The sequence below is a fragment of the Nostoc sp. FACHB-133 genome (genome assembly GCF_014698055.1).
Lineage (GTDB): Bacteria > Cyanobacteriota > Cyanobacteriia > Cyanobacteriales > Nostocaceae > Nostoc.
Genome location: NZ_JACJSH010000005.1, coordinates 70,309 through 89,951 on the forward strand (window position 1 = coordinate 70,309; position 19,643 = coordinate 89,951).

Annotated in this window: 11 protein-coding genes and 1 pseudogene; 10 read left to right on the forward strand and 2 right to left on the reverse strand. The window is 42.1% G+C overall.

All coding sequences use genetic code 11. The features are described from left to right. Positions 1 to 109 precede the first annotated feature (109 nt). The 6 genes and pseudogenes from H6G86_RS06090 (at position 110) to H6G86_RS38550 (ending at position 8,342) form a co-directional block, all read left to right on the forward strand. Positions 110 to 3,154 (forward strand): hybrid sensor histidine kinase/response regulator, encoded by a 3,045-nt coding sequence (locus tag H6G86_RS06090; protein ID WP_190933571.1) that lies wholly within the window; start codon positions 110 to 112, stop codon positions 3,152 to 3,154. A gap of 407 nt (positions 3,155 to 3,561) precedes the next feature. Continuing rightward, entirely contained in the window at positions 3,562 to 4,002 is a 441-nt protein-coding gene (locus H6G86_RS06095) for a hypothetical protein (protein ID WP_190933572.1), read from the forward strand. A 69-nt stretch (positions 4,003 to 4,071) separates the two neighbouring features. Further along, positions 4,072 to 7,140 carry a HEAT repeat domain-containing protein gene (locus H6G86_RS06100; protein ID WP_190933573.1) on the forward strand — a complete coding sequence of 1,023 codons (3,069 nt, stop codon included), beginning with the start codon at positions 4,072 to 4,074 and terminating at the stop codon, positions 7,138 to 7,140. Between the two features lie 114 nt (positions 7,141 to 7,254). Continuing rightward, complete coding sequence (locus H6G86_RS06105; RefSeq protein WP_190933574.1) at positions 7,255 to 7,530, forward strand: hypothetical protein; 276 nt, start codon at positions 7,255 to 7,257, stop codon at positions 7,528 to 7,530. Positions 7,531 to 7,753: 223 nt separating this feature from the next. Then, a complete protein-coding gene (locus tag H6G86_RS06110) occupies positions 7,754 to 7,993 on the forward strand; it encodes a type II toxin-antitoxin system RelN family antitoxin (protein WP_190933575.1) in 240 nt (79 codons plus the stop codon). Then, positions 7,983 to 8,342: pseudogene (locus H6G86_RS38550) on the forward strand (type II toxin-antitoxin system RelE/ParE family toxin). The gene H6G86_RS06110 and the pseudogene H6G86_RS38550 overlap by 11 nt, the downstream one beginning before the upstream one ends. 362 nt (positions 8,343 to 8,704) lie before the next feature. Here H6G86_RS38550 and H6G86_RS06115 read toward each other — a convergent pair. Next, the gene (locus H6G86_RS06115; RefSeq protein WP_190933576.1) at positions 8,705 to 8,989 is read right to left on the reverse strand and encodes a DUF427 domain-containing protein; all 285 of its coding nucleotides are present in this window, start codon (positions 8,987 to 8,989) and stop codon (positions 8,705 to 8,707) included. A gap of 579 nt (positions 8,990 to 9,568) precedes the next feature. Here H6G86_RS06115 and H6G86_RS06120 point away from each other — a divergent pair. Together H6G86_RS06120 and H6G86_RS06125 are read left to right on the forward strand one after the other, a co-directional pair. Beyond that, positions 9,569 to 9,853, forward strand: a complete 285-nt coding sequence (locus H6G86_RS06120; RefSeq protein WP_190933577.1) for a hypothetical protein — start codon at positions 9,569 to 9,571, stop codon at positions 9,851 to 9,853. 229 nt (positions 9,854 to 10,082) lie between these two features. Next, entirely contained in the window at positions 10,083 to 10,454 is a 372-nt protein-coding gene (locus tag H6G86_RS06125; protein WP_190933578.1) for a hypothetical protein, read from the forward strand. Between the two features lie 299 nt (positions 10,455 to 10,753). Here the strand turns inward: H6G86_RS06125 and H6G86_RS06130 are convergent, their stop codons facing one another. Beyond that, positions 10,754 to 12,949: a lytic transglycosylase domain-containing protein gene (locus tag H6G86_RS06130; protein WP_190933579.1), complete on the reverse strand. Its 2,196-nt coding sequence runs from the start codon at positions 12,947 to 12,949 to the stop codon at positions 10,754 to 10,756. 511 nt (positions 12,950 to 13,460) lie between these two features. Here H6G86_RS06130 and H6G86_RS06135 point away from each other — a divergent pair. Together H6G86_RS06135 and H6G86_RS06140 are read left to right on the forward strand one after the other, a co-directional pair. Continuing rightward, the gene (locus H6G86_RS06135) at positions 13,461 to 18,890 is read left to right on the forward strand and encodes a LamG-like jellyroll fold domain-containing protein (protein ID WP_190933580.1); all 5,430 of its coding nucleotides are present in this window, start codon (positions 13,461 to 13,463) and stop codon (positions 18,888 to 18,890) included. A gap of 130 nt (positions 18,891 to 19,020) precedes the next feature. Next, entirely contained in the window at positions 19,021 to 19,641 is a 621-nt protein-coding gene (locus H6G86_RS06140; RefSeq protein WP_190933581.1) for a Uma2 family endonuclease, read from the forward strand. Positions 19,642 to 19,643: the final 2 nt, after the last annotated feature.

A 19,643-nucleotide genomic window follows, 5' to 3' on the forward strand; every position in this document is an offset into this window, starting at 1 on the left:
TGTCCGTTGTCATTTTACTAATGATCAATGACCAATGACCAATGACCAATGACCAATGACCAATGACTAATGACCAATGACTAATGACCAATAACTAAGGACAAAAACCATGTTACAAGACAAAGAATTAGAAATCCAGATGCAGTTTCTGGAAGAAGCAACTGATTACTTAAATACCTTAGAAGGAGTATTGCTAGAAATTGATACTACTAACCGGATTGATTTAGAGAAAATTAATGCTGCACTCCGAGCCGCTCATTCCATTAAAGGTGGCGCGGGGATGATGGGATTTAAATCGCTAAGTCATTTATCCCATCGTTTGGAAGATTCCTTTAAAGTTTTAAAAACGAAAAAAAATTCTCTAGAAATTGACACCCAGTTGCAAAGTTTATTGCTATCTGGAGTTGATTGGCTGCGTCAGATTGTCGAATTGCTTGCAGAAGGAAATGTTGTTGAAGATGCGTGGTTAGCAACCTTTTGTTACCCAGTTTTTGATGAGTTGCACGATCGCTTGGGCGACCCCACCCCAGAGGATGCCTCATCTATGCTATCCCCAGAGGATGGGCAAGACGTTATCCCCTTGCTATTTGCCACAGAAGTAGAAGAGTGTTTGCAGCGTTTAGAATCTATCTTGGCAGATAGCGAACAGCCTGGTTTGCATGAAGAAGTTGTGATTATGGCAGCTGAATTGGGCGGTTTGGGTGAAATGCTCCAGTTGGCATCTTTTACCAAGCTTTGTGAGTCAGTAACGCAGCAATTGGAAACGGTTAGCAGTTCGCGCATTCCCGAAATTGCCCAATTAGCATTGCAAGCATGGCGGCGATCGCAAGCTTTGGTGCTGATAAATCAACTAGATAACTTACCTACAGAACTTGATTTTGCTAGTTATACGCAATCACCGCTACTATTACCAGCAGCAGAAGTAATACTACAGCTTCCCCCCGCACACATAGATATTGTCGAGCCAGAAGCAGTGCCAACACCTGTTTGGCAGCCAGAAAACACTAGAGAAAATTGGACTAATGATGAAGCGTTGGCGCAGCCTAGCGCAGGTATCGCTGCTAATTTTACATTTGTAGATGCAGAATTTGCAGATGATGTTAACTCTATCAATGTTACAGAACAAAATCCCATATTTGCTAGAGAAAATAATCCTGCCGATGCTAAATCTAGCGAAGGAAAAGGAGAGTCAAATGGCGTTGTTAAAGATCGGGAAATTCATGAAAACAGCGTTCGAGTTCCCAGTAAACAACTAGAGCAAATTAATGATTTATTTGGTGAACTGATTGTTCAGCGAAATGGCTTAAACTCGCAACTAGAAAGATTACGCAAACTCGTTCGTAATCTGAATCAGCGAGTACAAGTTCTCGACCGAGAAAACCAGGATTTGCGTATAGCTTATGACAAAATTTCTACTCAAGCTGCTGGGCTACGGGTACAAGCTGAAGATGGCTACCAAGTACAAGGCACAGACAGAGAATTTGATGCTTTAGAAATGGATCGCTATAACGATTTAAACCTGCGATCGCAGGAAGTTATGGAAACCATTGTTCAGGTACAGGAAGTTACAACTGATGTGCAACTCAGTGTAGATGATACAGACCAAATCGCTCGTAAAATTAACAAAACATCCAAACAGTTACAGACAAAGTTAAATCACATCCGAATGCGGCCACTGTCCGATTTGACCGAACGTTTTCCTAGAGCCTTGCGCGATTTAAATGTAGAGTATGGGAAAAATGTTCAGTTAAAAATTGAAGGTGGCAATACTTTAATTGAACGCAGCATTTTAGAAACATTAAACGAACCTTTAATGCATCTCTTAAGGAATGCTTTCGATCATGGCATCGAAGACTCTGGCACTCGTCGCCTTTTAGGTAAACCAGAACAAGGATTGATTGAAATTACAGCTAGTCACCGCAGTAATCGCACCCTGATTACCATCCGAGATGATGGTTGGGGCATTTCTCTAGAGAAAATTCGCACCCGCGCTTTAGCTATGGGATTGGATGCTTCTCTACTCGCTAATGCTAGTGATGAAGAACTCTTATCACTGATTTTTGAACCAGGTTTTACCACCTCCGAGCAAGTTACGGCATTATCTGGTCGAGGTGTCGGCATGGATGTAGTTCGTAACAATCTTAAACTGATTCGAGGAGATGTGAAAGTTGATACCGAACCAGGAGTTGGTACTACCTTTACTCTATCAGTACCATTTACACTTTCCGTTGCGCGAGTTCTGCTGGTAGAAATCAACAAAATGCTGTTGGCATTTCCTACAGATGTCATTTCAGAAATATTCTTACTCCAACACGAGAGAGTTTTTCAAATGGCAGGTAGCGAAGTTCTAAATTGGCAAGGAACCATGCTGCCACTGATTCGCCTGACTCCCTATTTAGAGTTTAATTGTCTGCGCTACGATACTTCAGAATTAGAGACTCCGGCAGCAATTAATGCTAACAGTGTATTAGTAGTCAAAGGGAATAATCAGCCAGTAGCAATCCAAATAGACCGTTGCTGGGGTGAACAAGAAGTTGCTATTCGCCAAGTTGAGGGAAATATACCTTTACCGGAAGGCTTCAGCAACTGCACAATTCTCGGTGATGGTCGAGTAGTGCCACTCGTTAATGTCAATGAATTGCTCTATTGGATTGCTACAAATCGCCGGACTCCTAAAGGTATTCAATTACCATCAGCAAGGTTAAAAACACCGTTCTTGATATTTGATGAAAACAAAATATCAGCAGCATCTGTTAAGCAGAAAGGCACAATTTTAATCGTAGATGACTCAATTAACGTTCGCCGCTTTTTAGCCCTGACCCTTGAAAAGGGAGGGTATCAAGTAGAGCAAGCTAAAGACGGTCAAGATGCTTTAGAAAAACTCCATAGTGGATTGAGAGTTGAGGCAGTAATTTGTGATATTGAAATGCCTCGTCTTGATGGTTATGGCTTTTTGGGTAAGGTAAATTCAGACGTTGATACAAAAAATATTCCAGTTGCAATGTTGACTTCTCGTAGTAGCAATAAACATCGGCAACTAGCTATGCAATTGGGGGCGCGGGCTTACTTTTCTAAACCTTATAACGAGCAAGAATTATTGCAAACGCTGGAGGAAATAATTCGTAATGTTGGAGAAAAGGCAGCTTCTAATTGATAATTCATAACTTGAAACAAGAATGCGACAAAAAGACCATTTGTAGAGACGCGATTCATCGCGTCTTTACCCAAGGATGTATTGCAATGATTAATTAAATTAGTATCCTAGCGATTAGAAATGGTGGCTGCACAGACAAAACCCGCACTTCTCTACGAGACGCTGCGCGTAGCTTGCTTCCACGAAGTGGTACGACAAGCTCAGTGACCACCTGCGCGGGTTAAAAGACTGAATTTATATCACAATACGCTTGGGGTTTTGAGATGCGATAAATCGCCGTCTCTACAATTGTTTTGGTTTTATCTGAACTGTATTTATTGATATCACTAATAATCGCCTAGCTTTTTCGTGATACTATTTGTGTCAATTGAAATAATCTCTACATCAACTCAGTTTGTAGTGAATTTATGGTTACTGTAACACTGACGGCTGTTGCTACTGCGATCGCAACTACGCTTTGGACTAAAGCACAGGAAAAAATCGGCGAAAACCTTGGTGATGCTACATGGACGCTAGGTAGCAAGTTAATCGGATTACTCCGCCGGAAGAATAAATCGCCATTATTCACCACTGCTGTTGAGGGAAATGAACAGCAGCCTTTAGATTATGGTCAAGCAGTGCTGGAACTAAAAGCAGCAGCAGATGCAGACCCAGAAATTGCTCAAGCAGTTGTTGAAGTGGAAGCAGCAGCAAAAGCAGAACCAAAACTCACTCAAAAAATTCAAGAAATCGAAAATACCCTCAAGTCTCAACAGCCAACCATTCAAAATCTGACGCAGCTAGCAGAAAAAATTGGGGTTGTAAATCAAGGACAGATAAATAACCAAACTAATAACTTCACCTTTTGACTACAGCCGTCTCAAGGGGAAGATGGGACAAAGTTAACTCCCGATTACTGGCGTGAAATCTGCCGTGAAATGCTGGTAGGACGGCAAAAGCTGACTACAAATCCTCTGACATTAACTGAAGGGGTCGCTCTGCAAGTTGATGATGTTTACGTACCACTGGGATTAATTGAGCGTAAAAAACAATCTAAACGTCAGGGTGATGTTTCTCCAGAACAGGGGTCAGAACTGTACAAAGAGACAGAAATTACCAAAACATTTGAGCATGGTGCTTTTCTTGAAGAAGTTCTCAAACAGAAGAACACTCCTAAAAGTAAAGGTAAGCGAATTGCAATTATTGGCGAACCAGGAGCAGGAAAGACAACACTGTTACAACAGATTGCTGATTGGGTATTTCGTAAGATTGACCAGTCGATTGTCATTTGGGTATCCTTAGCAGATTTGCGAGGTCAGGAATTAAAAGCTTATCTGTTTGAAACTTGGTTGACTCAGGTGGCTGAGAAAATAGGTAAAGCTGAAACCACTAAGCAACTAAAGGATAATTTTGTTGCTCAGTTTAATCAAAATAATGTGTGGCTGCTGCTAGATGGGTTAGATGAAATGTCTGCATCTTCAGGTAATCCTCTAACAGAAATTGCCCGACAATTCCGTGAAGGAGGATTAATTTCTCAAGCGCGAATTGTACTGACCTGTCGAGTTAATCTCTGGGATGGCAGCATTAATGCACTTGATGATTTTGATACCTATTGCAGTTTAGGTTTTTTTGATCCAGAAGAAGTAGAGAAATTTATTCACAAATGGTTCACTGCTATTCCCAAAACGGGGAAGCAGTTATGTACTGCCTTGAAAGAATCAGGTAAAGAACGGATTCAAGATTTAGTCAAAAATCCTCTGCGGTTGACACTGCTGTGCTTCAATTGGCAATCAGGAGATGGCAAATTACCAGATACTCAAGCCGGACTTTATCAGCAATTTGTTGATGACTTTTACAAGTGGAAGAAAGACGAATTTGCTACAAACTCTCATCAGCGTCAGAAACTCAACGTGAAATTGGGGAAATTAGCTAAAGCAGCAATACACAGAGAAGCAACCCGGTTTCGCTTGCAGCAAGATTTTGTTAATCAATTTTTAGGGGATGTTGATGATGAAAAATCACTGCTGAAATTGGCACTAAATCGTGGCTGGCTGAACAGTATAGGGATAGATGAACTGAGAAAACCTGTTTACGCTTTCTTTCATGCCTCATTTCAAGAATACTTTGCTGCTAAAGCAATTGATGATTGGCATTTCTTTCTCAACCACGTTCCAAAAAATCCCAGTCAAGGAACTTATCGCATCTTTGAACCGCAATGGAAGCAAACAATATTACTGTGGTTAGGGCGAGAAGAAGAAAATCTCAAACAGCAAAAGCAAGAGTTTATTGATGCTTTAGTCAATTTTAAAGATGAATGTTGGAACATAGACGATTTCTATAAAGGATTTTATGAATATCGCGCCTATTTTTTAGCAGCCGCAGGAATTGCAGAGTTTAGAGATGATTCTAGAGCCGATGAAATAATAGTGCAAATTATCAAGTGGTGCTTTGGTCATTTCTACACCAAAAAACAAGAGTGGATACAATTTCCCTATCCAATTGAAAAGGAAGCTAAGTCAGCACTGCAACAGACAGACCGTAAAAAAGCAATTGCAGCCTTAGTGCGACTACTACAGTCAGATGATGTGCCTGTCCACATCCGTTGGCAAGTAGAAAAAAGTTTAGTGGAAATAGGCACAGGCAACGAAATGGCGATTATTGCCTTGGTGCAACTCCTGCAATCAAATGATGTGGATAAGGACAACCATAGTAATGCAGCTTATAGCTTAGGGGAAATAGGCACAGGCAATCAAATGGCAATCGCTGCCTTGGTAAAATTCCTGCAATCCGAAGATGTACTTGACGAAACTCGCAGTAAGGCAGCAAAAAGCTTAGGTAAAATCGCCACAGGCAATGAAATGGCGATCATAGCCTTGGTACAACTGCTGCAATCGGAAGATGTGCATGACTACACCCGTAGAGCGGCAGCAGAAAGCTTAGGGAAAATCGGCACAGACCATGAAATGGGAATCAGAGCCTTGGTACAACTGCTGCAATCACCTGATGTCGATCACTACACCTGTAAGCAGGCAGCAAAAAGTTTAGGGACTATTGACCCTGGTAATCAAATTGCGATCATAGCCTTGGTAAAACTGCTGCAATCAAAAGATGTGTCTAACTCCATTGGTATACAAGCGGCAGAAAGCTTAGGGATTATCGACCCTGGCAATCAAACTGCGATCGCAGCCTTAGTACAACTGCTGCAATCAAAAGATTTGCATGAGGACACCCGTATTTATGCAGCAAAGAGCTTAGGTAAAATCGACCTTGGCAATGAAATGGCGATTGCAGCCTTAGTACAACTGCTTCAATCAAATCAAGATTTTAGATATAAATATGTGGATTACGACATACGTAGGCGGGCAGCATATAGTTTAAAGACTATCGACCCTGGCAATGAAATGGCAATCACAGCTTTAGTACAACTGCTTGAATCAAATAATATGAATTATGACATAGTTAGACAGGTAGCAGAATGCTTAGGGATTATCAACCCTGGCAATAAAATTGCGATTGCAGCCTTGGTACAACTGCTGCAATTAAAAGATGTGTCTGACTCTATACGTAAGGAGGCAGCATCAAACTTAGGGGAAATGGGCATAAACGATAAACTGGCGATCGCAGCTCTAGTAAAACTGCTGCAATCAAATAATGTAGATCATGACACACATAGGCAGGCTGCAAAAAGCTTAGGGATTATAGACCCTGGTAATACAATTGCGATTAAAGCTTTGGTACAACTGTTGCAATCAAATATTAAGGATTACATCACCCGTATGTTTGTAGCATCTAGCTTGAGCGAAATTCTACATAATAATCAGGATCGCTTTGAGGTAGTCAATGTTTTAATTGCTTATCAGCAATTTGATGGTAATTCCTACAGTGTTTTGTGGAAATGCGCCCAGAATATGCCTTACCCTGATTTTCATCAAGCTTGGCATCAGCATAATGTTGCTACTCGTGCGATGCGAAGCTTAAAAAAAATTCTCTTCACAAGAATAATTTGAGTACTTTTGCGGCAGCGACGTTACAAATAAAGTTCCCGCGATCGCAACAGCTTGTCAATTTGTTACCAAAACAGAAGCGGACGTTAAGAATAAAGTTGTTTTAGTCACCAGAACTTGTGCGATCGTTCACAACACAAGTTGTTTGGTTCAGAATGCTTATCCGTTATTACAGAAAACTTGTCCGTTCGTTCACAACACAAGTTGTTTGGTTCAGAATGCTTATCCGTTATTACAGAAAACTTGTCCGTTCGTTCACAACACAAGTTGTTTCGTCCAGAATGCTTATCCGTTGTTACAGAAAACTTGTCTTTTCGTCCAGAACACAAGTTGTTTCGTCCAGAATGCTTGTGTTTTTGTGACAAAACTTATGTCTTCGTTCACAACGCTTAAACAAAACTTATCAATTAAGTTGTTTTGTTAAGAACGCTTATCTATTTATCGCAAACGCTTATGCAATCGTTAACAACGCTTAAGCAAAGCTTATCAATGAAGTTGTTTTGTTACCAGGGCTTATCTATTTGTGGCAAATGCTTATGCGATCGTTACCACAGCTTAAGCAAAACTTATATATGCAAGTCCTATACTATTAACAGCACAACTCAGATTCACGACAATGAAAGCAATTGAAGTCAAGGGAACCGTGAACGAATGGGGTCAAATTTCTTTAGACAAGCCGTTGACTATAGCAAAACACAGCCGCGTCCGAGTCATTGTCTTAATCACGGAAGAGAATGAAGAGAATGATGAACTTATTGAGTCTGCCGGTGAAAGTTTTCGTCAAGGTTGGTACGATGCCATGACTGAAAATACTGTACCTGTATCTCAACTGTGGGAAGGTATTGATGCAGAGTGAACTACCTTTGATTCAAGTCGAAGCCACTGCTAAATTTAAACGTAATCTGCGTATCTTAGCCAAAAAGTAACGAAATATTAGTAATGATATTCAACCAATAATAGAACAACTGCAATCAGGAGAATTACCAGGAGACAAAATACCCGGAGTTGGATATACAATTTTTAAGCTACGGGTCAAAAATAGTGATGTTCAAAAAGGTAAAAGTGGTGGGTATTGAGTAATTTATTATTTAAAAACAGATACAAATATTATTTTAGTAACCATATACTCAAAATCTGAACAAGAAGACATCTCAGCAGAAGAAATTCAACAAATATTAACTGACTTTAAGCAGCAACATCAATAAGAATAGACTTGCTTCCTAAAATCCAAGGACAGAAAATGCTAAGATTCCAATCAAATATGGCATTTGCACAGCTATGACAACCACGCTGCACAAATCTATCTCCTTAGCAGAGTTCCTTAAACTGCCACAGATTTTTGCATGGCTAAAACCAACAAAAATTAGTCCTTGAAAAAGAATTCAGAACGGGCTAAACGCTCCGCTACCGCTAACAGAATTCAGGAGCTTAACCGGAGACGCTCCGCCTCCGATCGGGTTTAAGACTGTGGAGGTTAACACAAGTCAACCTCCACAAAATTTTGTTTGATGATTGCTGTAAATACTAAATCAATTTTTTGAAACTAAAATACTCCCAGCAACCTTTATTAAGCTTCTACTTTTACACCCTTCCAGAAGGCCACATAACCTTCAATATTCTTAGCCTTCTCTTTGGTGCTGGGATAGTACCAAGCAGCATCTTTGTTGATTTGTCCATCAACCTCAATACTGTAGTAGCTAGCGACACCTTTCCAAGGACAAGTACTGTGGGTATTACTGTCTGTGAAGTACTCCTTGTTAATGGAGTCAGCAGGGAAGTAATGGTTGTTTTCCACAACTACGGTATTATCGCTTTCGGCTAAAACTGTGCCATTCCAAATTGCTTTCGGCATAAGTGAGTTTGCAAATAAACTATACACTTAACATTTTGACACGTTCGGCTTATTTTATCCTCCTGAACGCCTAACTTACACCAGAGTCGATCCAACCTCAAATCAATAATCAATAAGGTTTAGAGAAAATTTTGCAATGCCAGTATTAATTAGCATCACTTTTGTTTATCAAATTAAAAATTAAAACTATTTGCTTCTATCGGAAAGATTTCTTAGCATATTGGTATGGAAACTTTAAGTAGCTAAAAAAAGTTGGATTTCAGTTTATAGCCAAAAGTAAAAAATCTCTAGAAGGGAAAATCCTTATTACATATATATGAGCGATCGCACCTTTGAGAACGGCTAGCAAACAAGATATTTAATTTGGCGCACTTTTACATTTTCTAATTTTTTACTTACTAAATCTTTTACAAATTTTCAACTCCTGAGAGTGGGGTTAATTTGACTCGGCTATTTGGTGTAATTAACAAATCAAGCTATCAAATAACCTGAGTGAAAAATGTTGAGATTTATAAAAAAGCCGACTTTGCAACTCAATAATACTGACTGGTGTACTTCGTTTTAATTAAGGATAACTGTATGAAAATTCCAAACTTGATAAATTCTGCACATCTTGTTGCTTGGATTAATTCTATGCCTAAAATCACTAGTGTTCATACAGCCAATAATAAAAAAAGTGGTGCATCAATGAGCATAGCCGTCAACCCTGACGTTTTATCTACCTATTCCAAGAATGTAAATTCTCTCAAATCATTTGATAGTGCTTTTATTGCATATCAAATGATGGGACTGAGTAATTTTGATGAAAGAAGATTTTATAAGATAGGAACTGAATATCAAGAGCTTAAGATTGCTAAAAAATAGGATTTTGTTAATAGGATGTTTTAAAAGTGGTTGGCTGTGATTTTAATAGAATGATTACCCCCCTTAATCCCCCCTTATAAAGGGTGGAAACCGGAAAATAATCTAGTTCCCTCCCCTTTATAAGGGGAGGGTTAGGGTGGGGTAAAAATATTTGATACATCAATCATGAATTTTAAAACATCCTCTAATAGATGAAACTAATAAATCTAATTCAATTGAGGAAAAAATTATGAAGCTGACAAACTTGATAAATTCTGCAATTGTCGTTGCCTGTATTGCTTTTGTACCTGAAATTGTTGACGCTCAAACAGTCAATAATAGTGGCAGACAAATCAACACAGATTCACAAAACGCCAGCTATCTTCAACCTTTCAATGTTGCCTTTCTAGCTTATCAAGGTGCTTTCAGAGAACAGGGTATTCCCAGTGCGGGTACTTTGCTATCTGAATTCCAAATAGGAAACCTGACAGCGCAAGATGTGGTTCAGGCTGCTATCAAGGCTAATAAGTTACCAACGCAAGTTTTGAGCGATCGAGGTTATATTAATGCGGTCGAGTCGCAGTTGACATCAATGATCAATGGTAATGATATAGGTAGCTAAAGATGAGCAGGGGAGCAGGGGCAATACTTGTCGGTTAAGGGGAAAAGGGGAAGGGGAAAAGGGAAAGAAAAAACCTTTAACCTTTACTCTTTAATCTTTTCCCCAAATCCAATTCCGAGTTAAAAATGCACAAAGCGAGCAGTATTGGGAGCAGGGGGACAAGGGGGAATTATTGAACAAGCTTTTCTCTCCGTTGTCTCCCCTCTCTTTCTCGTCTATCTTGTCTCTTCTTCATGGCCCCCTGCCTCTTGTGAAATCAAACTCACCTGTCCCTAGTTGCTCATCCGATTGGGCATGAATCACTGCGCTGGCAATTTTGGGTGTGTAGTTGAGTACTTTCCTACGATTCCAGAAATCTCAGGGTTGTAAAGTCTCAAATAATTCCAGTAGTTGCCAAATACTTGACGCACATAATTTTTGGTTTCATCAAAGGGAATTTGTTCAACAAACTCATCTGGGTCTTGTGTAGTTAGAGTTTGCAGCCATTTGGAGACATTACCAGGCCCGGCATTGTAACTGGCGATCGCTAACAGCGAGTTATTGTTATATTGCTGATGGGTATGATCCAAATACCATGTACCCAGCATGATGTTATCGTTGGGATTTTCGAGGTTTATTGTTTTGAAATCCACTTTGATTTGTGGGGCAATCCATTTAGCTGTACTCGGCAACAACTGCATTAAGCCAGTAGCATCAGCGACGGATTTGATTTTTGGCTCAAATCTTGACTCTTGACGCATCAAAGCAGTTACTAGCAGGGGATTGAGTTTACGCTCAATAGACCATTTTTCAGTCTCTCGGAGATAGGGAAATGGATAACGCGCTTGCCAGTAGGCGATCTGTTTACTTAGTGTTTGATATTGGGCAAGTTCTGCTGGTGTTTCCCGGTCTTCCAACTTAGAGATTTTGTCAATTCCAATGAGATTTTCTCCCCTTGCCTGCCGCATCAACCCTTCAGTAAATTGCTCTGCTACCGTTGGCTGAATTTTATTCTGAAATTCCGTTTCCCATTGCAACCAGGCATCGCGGTCTTGACCCAGCAGATACAATTCTTTGAAAGTCTCAGAACCAGCCGGTGGTAATGAACGCTGGGGTGCGACTACTTCGGGGTTCATGACGCGCACATTGTCGAAGTTGCCGACATTAAGCCCCCGCATATTCGCTGCTCGCCAAGCATAGTAAGAGTAGGGAAACTGACTAATTACATAGTCATAAGCAGTTTGAGATTCCTGCTGTTTTCCTAGCGAAGCTGCCCATTTACCTACCCAAAAGCCTGCTCTCGGAGCCAAAATACTGTTGGGATTGTTGGTGACAATTGGCTCTGCCCATTGCCAAGCACCGACGTAATCTTTGGCTTTGGCTTTATCTTGGGCGATTTTCCAGCGATATTCTGCGGCTTCATCAGAATTGCCATATTTGGCTATGAGTAATTGCCACGCCGCGCTAGCTGACTTTTGATCCTTGAGGGTTTCGAGAGTTTTGGCTTTTTGTACTAATGCAGTACCAGCTTGTTTAGGAAATTTACTAATTACCTGGTCAAGATAGGGTAAGCCGTCTTTACCTGTTTTTGCTGTTTCTGCTAACCGTAGTAGTGCAGTCCCAGCTTCATCGGTATTGGGAAATTGCTGTACCAATTGTTTATAAGTGGCGATCGCTATTTCTTTGTCTTTGCCTCCCACCTGTAACCCTCGTGCAGTCCGGTAGAGGTTGCGCGATGTTTTGGGTGCTTTGGCATAAGCATTCGCCGCTTTCAGAAATTGACTATTTTCCCAGTAGCTTGTACCAATGACTTCCCAATCTTCGGGTTTGAGGGTCGTCTGTTTGACTAACTGATCTAAAACTCCCACTATGCCTGGTTGATCGTAAGCATAAGTAGCCAAAATTAATTGTAATTTTGGCTGATTGGGGTTTTCTTGCAGGCGTTTACGAATAATTTCCCAAGTTAGAGGATTGGAAGGAAATTGAGCGATCGCTATTTCTTGTTGCTTCGGTTGGGCAATCAGATATAGTGCTTTCACCGAAGCCGCTTCTTTGGGATACTGTTTCAGCACACTTTGCCTAAGATCCGAGGCTTTGCCATCTTCGCCCAGCATATCCTCTGCCTGGGCTTGTTTCAGCAAAATGTAGGGTGCGAGGATGGGATAGTCTTTATCTAATCCTTGGAGTAAAGCCAGGGCTTTTTGGGCTTGGGTTCTTTCAATGTAATCACTCGCCAAAAGATAACGAGCGCGATTTCGGTCTGGCGATCGCGACTGCCCTGCGATTTCTGCTAGTTTTGCCGCCCGTTCTGGCAGAGATTGTGATATCAGCGGCAAGACGGCTGATTGGGCAATGCTCGCATCAGATGTTTGCTCTGCCTGATTCTTACCCAGTTTGAGCCATTGCCCAACGGTTTTACCAATCTCAGGTGCTGATACCATTGCCCCAGCTAAAAAGGCAAACAGTGCCGCACCCGCAATTATGGAAATTTGCTTTTTCTGTAGTTTCTTCAGCATGAATACCCGCTGAAAAGTTCCGATGAATTTCCTGAAACTTTAACACTCCTAACCATTAGTATTACCAATTTTTAATTTTAGATTTTTAATTTTATGTACAAAAATACTAATTTTCAATCCTATGGTTGATAGTACTGGGTATTTAGCATAGGTTAAATAATATTACATCTATCTTTAGTATGATAACTTTGGCTCAAAGCATTTCATTGTATGACAAGTCTTGCACAATGCAGGGTCTGCTTCATTTAACTCTCTAGCAGACCCCCAGCTGCTATTAGCAATTAGTGGTGGCGGCTAAGATCCCCCCGTCGGCGGCAACCACCTTTTTAAGGGCGTAAAAGAGGGTTAAAACGTTAACCGAACCGTATTGGGCGATGGGTAGTTTACGAACTTAACTTGATACTTAACTAGATCCTTAACTTTCCTCAATTTACCGTTATCGCGCTGCCTGAGCAACTCCTATAGATTGAAAGTGTTCTAAACAACACAGGAAATCGAAGGACAAAACATCATGAGTTCAACAATCACCGAAATCATCTCAATTGTAAAAGACTCGATCGCAAAAACTGGACAATTTACCCTGAAGGATTCCACAATCGATGCGCTTCCCCTCGGCAAATTGATGAATCTTTTAGAGATTCCACAACTGGACTTCAACCTTATTGTTAGTGATTCTGAGAATACGATTACGATCGCAGGACAATCCTCGCTTCTGGGTGCTGGGAAGATTGCGATCGAAGCCACCTTTGGAGAAGTCGATGGTACGGTATCTTTTAGTGTAAGTGCTAAAGATGTTGGGTCGTGTCACATTCCCGGAATCAGTTCCTTGGTATTAGAGCAGGGACAATTTGCATTACATGTTACCGGAAAAGCTGATGACGTGACTGGGACATTTAGCGGCAGTATTCACGTGGGTGATACGACCATTTCGAATGCAGTATTTGAAGTTACTAAAAAAGATGCTGATATTGTGTTGCATTGGATGATTGCGGAACTAGACCTACCTGCAATCTCAGATGTATTTCTGAATCATGTTTCCTTACCGGCTGAACTGCCTACTTTTCACTTTAAAGATATTGCGATCGCCATCTCACCTCAAACAGGTGCATTTTCCTTTGAAATTATCGCCAAGGATCTTTGGGAATTTCCAGCCAATGGAGGCGATCTGAGCATTAGTGAAGTCAGCCTGACAATTGAGCGAGATCGGCGAGATAGCCCGACTCATTGTGCGATCGCAATTCAAAGTAACGTTGAAAGAGAGATTGTCAACGGCTTGAAAATTAAAGACTTTCAACTCACTTTTGACTTGAAAGGAGAGGATTGGTCAGTTGACGGCAAAGTAAACGCCGATGTGTTTGATGATTCTGTCACCCTGGAGGCTAGCTATAACCAATCTCAGGCAGGCAAAACCCTGAAGCTGGCAGCTGAGGTTGATATGCATCCGGTGAATTTAGGAGAAATCAGCTTGAGTCTTTCTGGTTTGGAACTGGAGTTTACCAAACCTGCGGCTCAAGAAGGCGAGATAGTTTCCCTCGAATGGAGCGTTGCGGCGGCAGGAAGACTGTCGATTCCGGGTGCGATCGAGAGTGATGGCAAACTGACGATTTTTAGAGAAGAGAAAGTCAGGGGACTGCAATTTGAAGCGATTCAGGCAGCCGTATCAATTCCGCTTCCGTCTACACAAGGCTTGATAGAACTGAACTTTGAGCGTCTGTCAATTTCTGGCAGTTCCAGTGATTGGACATTTGCTGCTGCTGTTGATCTGGCATTTCATGGCTTGAATGCCACCGTTCAAGCACATTTGCCGAAAGACCCGATCGCTATGACCTTTACGGCAAATAAACAGGGGGTCATCCTGAGCATTGCTAGTAAGAGTGACATTGAGTCGATTTACTTCACTGTCCCACCAATCGAACTAGAGAGCGATCGCATCGAGTTAGGCACTGCCAAAATTGGGTTTTCTAGCCTCAGTATCCAATTAGGTAAAATTGTCGATCTGGAAGCAGAGTTGAATATCGGTCTACCCTCACAACTGAATAATCTATTTGGTCGCAAGAAAGACGAGAACGGACACATAGAAAAGGATGCCGATGGCAACCCACTTCCAGCAGTGGAATTCTTCCGCACCCTCGATTTACATGACGAAGCTGATACAACGGTGCAAGTGAAGCTCGTGATTAGTAGAGCAGGAATTACGCTTCTTCCTGAAACGTCATTTATTAAGGCCATCGAGTCGCAGACTGACGCGAATGGAAAATCTTTTTGGCATTGTGACTTCGGTGAATACGGTGAGATTAACGTTGATGTGCCCAACTTTAGCTACACCGGATCAAGCTTTGCTGCCAGTGGTGGATTTGAAGTAGTCAAACCCCTAGCTCTACCACTAACCCCAATTCAGCATTTATTAGCAGCTTGTAAACTTCCTGGTGCTGCCGCCATGCTGCCAGATCGTTTGCCTCTCGATCAAGAAATCAATGCTGAGAACTTTGTGGACAAGCTCACCGAACGTCTAGAAGCCTTACTTGCCAAGCTCGGTAGCGGCAAACTGTCTAATGCAGCCAAAGAAGTTCTAGAGACTATCTCCCAAAGCTTCCACAAGCTGCCCACAAGCTTCATGGAATACCTCAACTTTCAAATGCCGCAAAGCTTCCAGTTTGAAGTTGCCGCCTCGCCTGCTGGAGCCTTACAGTTTAGTGCTAGCGTCAAAAAAGACGATCCACCGATTAAACTGCTGTTTCCTAGCTTGATGCTAGGGATGCCTGTTCTCAATGGTGTGACACTTCGCAGCATTTCCTTTGGTGAAACCGCAGGTGGACAGTTGTTCTTGCTGGAAATGGACGCTGATATTGATCAGTTTGATTTAGCCACCTTAGTTGCTGCGATCGCATTGCCTGAAAATCGCGATCCGCTACCTAGTACTCAAGCAATACAACGTCGCTTGCGGTTAAACAATACGGTGATGGTGCTGCCGCTTGAATTTCCGGTGCCGATTCCCATGTTCTACGACAATATTGGTATCGAGTATCTGGGCTTAGAAGGTTTAACGCTCCAAGCACACGCCCAATTTCCTAAGCCGAAAGTTGAACTCCAAAAAATTAGTAACTTGCTGTCTGATATCAAGGAGTTCTTCACTAACTCTGACCACCCAATTCCAAATCAGCTTCCTGTAGAATTCAAATTCTCGCTCAATCAAAACTATCTCCAACTCCCCAAATATCTTGGCGGTCAAGCGTTAGGTACTCAAGGAGATGGGCCCACCCTAGATGACAAAGATATAGTGCATCTACTCCAGGGGATAAGAACCTTGTCGGTGAATGAGTTGATTCAGGCATTACCACTGAAACAGCGAGTGGGCAGTACCCAGGTTTCCTTTGGGCCACTGTCTAGCAGTCTAGGCTGGTTGGTGACAACCCCTGATGAATTTAGTCAAATTATTACCCAACCGACATCGAAAGCGATCGCTTATTCTGCTTTGGGATTGACCACGGATTTGCAAGCAACCCAAATTTTATCGGTGCTGCCTTCCACCTCAACCGCCAATGAGCAGGGTATTGTCGCCTTCCTGCGAGGTAACTTTAATGTCGGGAACGCCAAACTAGACACTGTTTTTGGCCTAGCTGCTTCTTCTAAGGGATTCAAGACCGGATTCGAGATCAAAGGTGCGATCGCAAAAGTTGTCACCCTAAATTTAGCAGGAGCGATCGCCATCGCATCTCCAAAAATCGCGCCTCCCACATCCTATGCGCTGGCATTTAACGGGCAGAGCGATTACGTTAAACTCAATAATCCTGCCGCCTTGAATTTTACCGGAGCAATCACCATCTCTGCGTGGATTAAACCCGATGCGATCGATGGATTACAAAACATCGTTGCTCACGGCTATACCTCATCCCCAACCGGAGAGGTCTACCTCAGAATTCTCAATGGACAATACCAATTTGGTTATTGGGGATTAAATAGTCTTCCTTTTGAACAACTGGTTGCTGCATCGATTCCGGCTGAAGATGTAGGCAACTGGGTCTATCTAACCGGCGTGTTTGATGGTGGAATGTGGCGGTTATACCGGAATGGTCTACTCATGAATGCAGTGACTGGTTCTCAAGGAGCGATACAAGTTAGCGAGAACTGGGCGATTGGAGCCAGAGGAACGGGAACAGAGCGATTCTTCAAAGGGGAAATTGCCGATGTCCAAATTTGGAATAAGGCGCATTCTCTCGAAGAAATTGGCACAGCAATGATGCGATCGCCCAAGGGCAATGAACCCGGATTAATTGGCTACTGGCAACTTAATGAAGGTTCGGGCACAGTGGCCCACGATGCCACCGCAAACGCCAATCATGGGCAGCTTCAGGGAACTCAATGGCAGCTAATCACTCCTAACAATACTGCTTTCCGCTTAGATGGAAGCAGCAGTTTGTCGATCCCGCTGCTGAATTCAGAACGACCAGTTTCTAAGGGTCAGGTGCAATTAATCGACGATCAAAACAATCATCAGTTCCACTATGAAGGCGATTTACAGCTATTTTCTAGCAATTCTCTCTTGAAAGTTAACGGCAACCTGAAAGGCGACATTAACGATAAAACTTATCGCTTCTCTGGGGATGTCACAACCTCACTAGCGGGTTTAACACTGCTAGGTGCAAAAGCCTTAATTGAAAATGATCTCATTTGGTTAGAAGGAACCTGGCTTGGAAACCAAACTAAGCTCACTCTCCAAACTGCCGATAAAGCTTGGCAGATAAAGGGTATAGCAGCGTTTAATCTGCCGAACCTTAGCGTTGATTTAGGAGTCGTCAAGAAAGTGGTTGGCAGCAATCTCATCAAGGTTGCAGATAACCTTTCCATTAACGTTGCGGCAAATCTCTCTTTAGATATCACTCTGAGTAACAACGGATTTTCCGCCACTGTTTCGCCTAACTGTACATTGAATGGTCAAAAGCTCCCCCTATCATCCTTTACGATTACTGTTGCTCCATCTACTTTGGAGGCTTTAGCCGAACAGATCAAACAGAAGATCAAAGAACAAGCTAGTCAAATCTTTGACACGCTGTTCCCAAATGCCCAAGCTTGGCTCAATGGCATTAGCTCCAAAGCGATCGCCTGGACAACGAATGCCTACGCTGATATGGGTAAGGTTCTGGGAAGCATCTACGGTCAGAGTGCTAGCCAAGCCGTTAGTTTACTCAAGGGTGCAAAATATGATGTGGATGCTGTAGGACATGTTCTCAAGGAAGGGTTTGGCAAGACATCTGACGAAGTTACCCAAATTCTTCATGATGCTCAATACTCAGCCATTGAAGTAGGGCTCACCCTAAATCGTGTCTTTGGTAAAGGGGCAAATGAGGTCACTTCCGCTCTGAAAGCTGTAGGTTACAAGGCAACTGATGTTGGGCAAATGCTCGTGAGTGTCTTTAATGCTACCGATAATCAGGTCGCCTCGCTTCTCAAAACCGCAGGTTATACCGCTTCTCAAGTGGGACAGGTACTTTCTGATGTTTTCCACGAAAGCGGCCAAGCAACTGCTCAAATTCTCAAGAATGTCGGCTACACCGCATCTGAGGTGGGACAGGCACTCGCTGATGTCTTCCAGCAAGGCAGCCAAGCAACCGCTCAAATTCTCAAGAATCTTGGCTACAGTGCATCTGAGGTGGGACAGGTACTCTCTAATGTCTTCCGCCAAGGCGACCAAGCAACCGCTCAAATTCTCAAGAATCTTGGCTACAGTGCATCTGAGGTCGGACAGGTACTCAAAAACGTTTTTGGTAAGAGTGCGGATGATGCAGCTTCAATCCTCAGTAAGGTTGGCTACTCAATCATAGATGTTGCTCGCGTATTTAAGGATATATACCAGCAGGGCAAAGATTCAGTCTTGAAATTTCTCAAACGAATAGGAGTTTCTATTTTTGATATTCCCAAAATTATCAAAGCTTTGTTTGGTTAAGTCAGGTTAAGTCTAATCGACAATCATGGGGTGGGCACTGCTCACCCTTTTTTCTTAACCGTGGTAGAAAAGCTATCCACAGTCCTCTAGATTAGAGATAATATTTCCAAAACAATAACTCTCAAAAGTAATGACTCAAGCCATACCGAAGCTAGTAACCTTTGAGGAATTCGTCGATTGGCTACCCGAAAATTCAGGTTTACGCTATGAACTGCATAATAGAGACATTGTTGAGATCGCACAACCAGTAGGGGAACACGAAGAAGTTAAAGGATTTCTAGGTATCAAAATTTCTGTTGAAATCAAACGTCTGGGATTGCCCTACTTCATGCCCAACCAAGCTATAGTTAGACCCCCTGAAAAAGATTCTGGTTACTTACCAGATGTGTTAGTGCTAAATCGTGCAAATTTGGCAAATGAAAATTTATGGAAAAAACAATCTACCGTTAGTTTGGGTGCATCAATACCTTTGGCAATTGAGGTTGTATCAACCAACTGGCGGGACGATTACTACTTAAAATACGCTGATTATGAAGAGATGGGTATCCCAGAATACTGGATTGTCGATTATGCTGCCTTGGGTGGACGCAATTTTATCGGCAATCCTAAACAACCGACAATCACCATCTGTAACTTGGTTGATGGAGAATATCAAATAAGTAAGTTTCAAGATAATGCGATCATTATCTCCCAAATCTTTCCCGAATTGAATCTCACCCCAAACCAGATTTTTCAAGCTGCTGTAATCTAGCG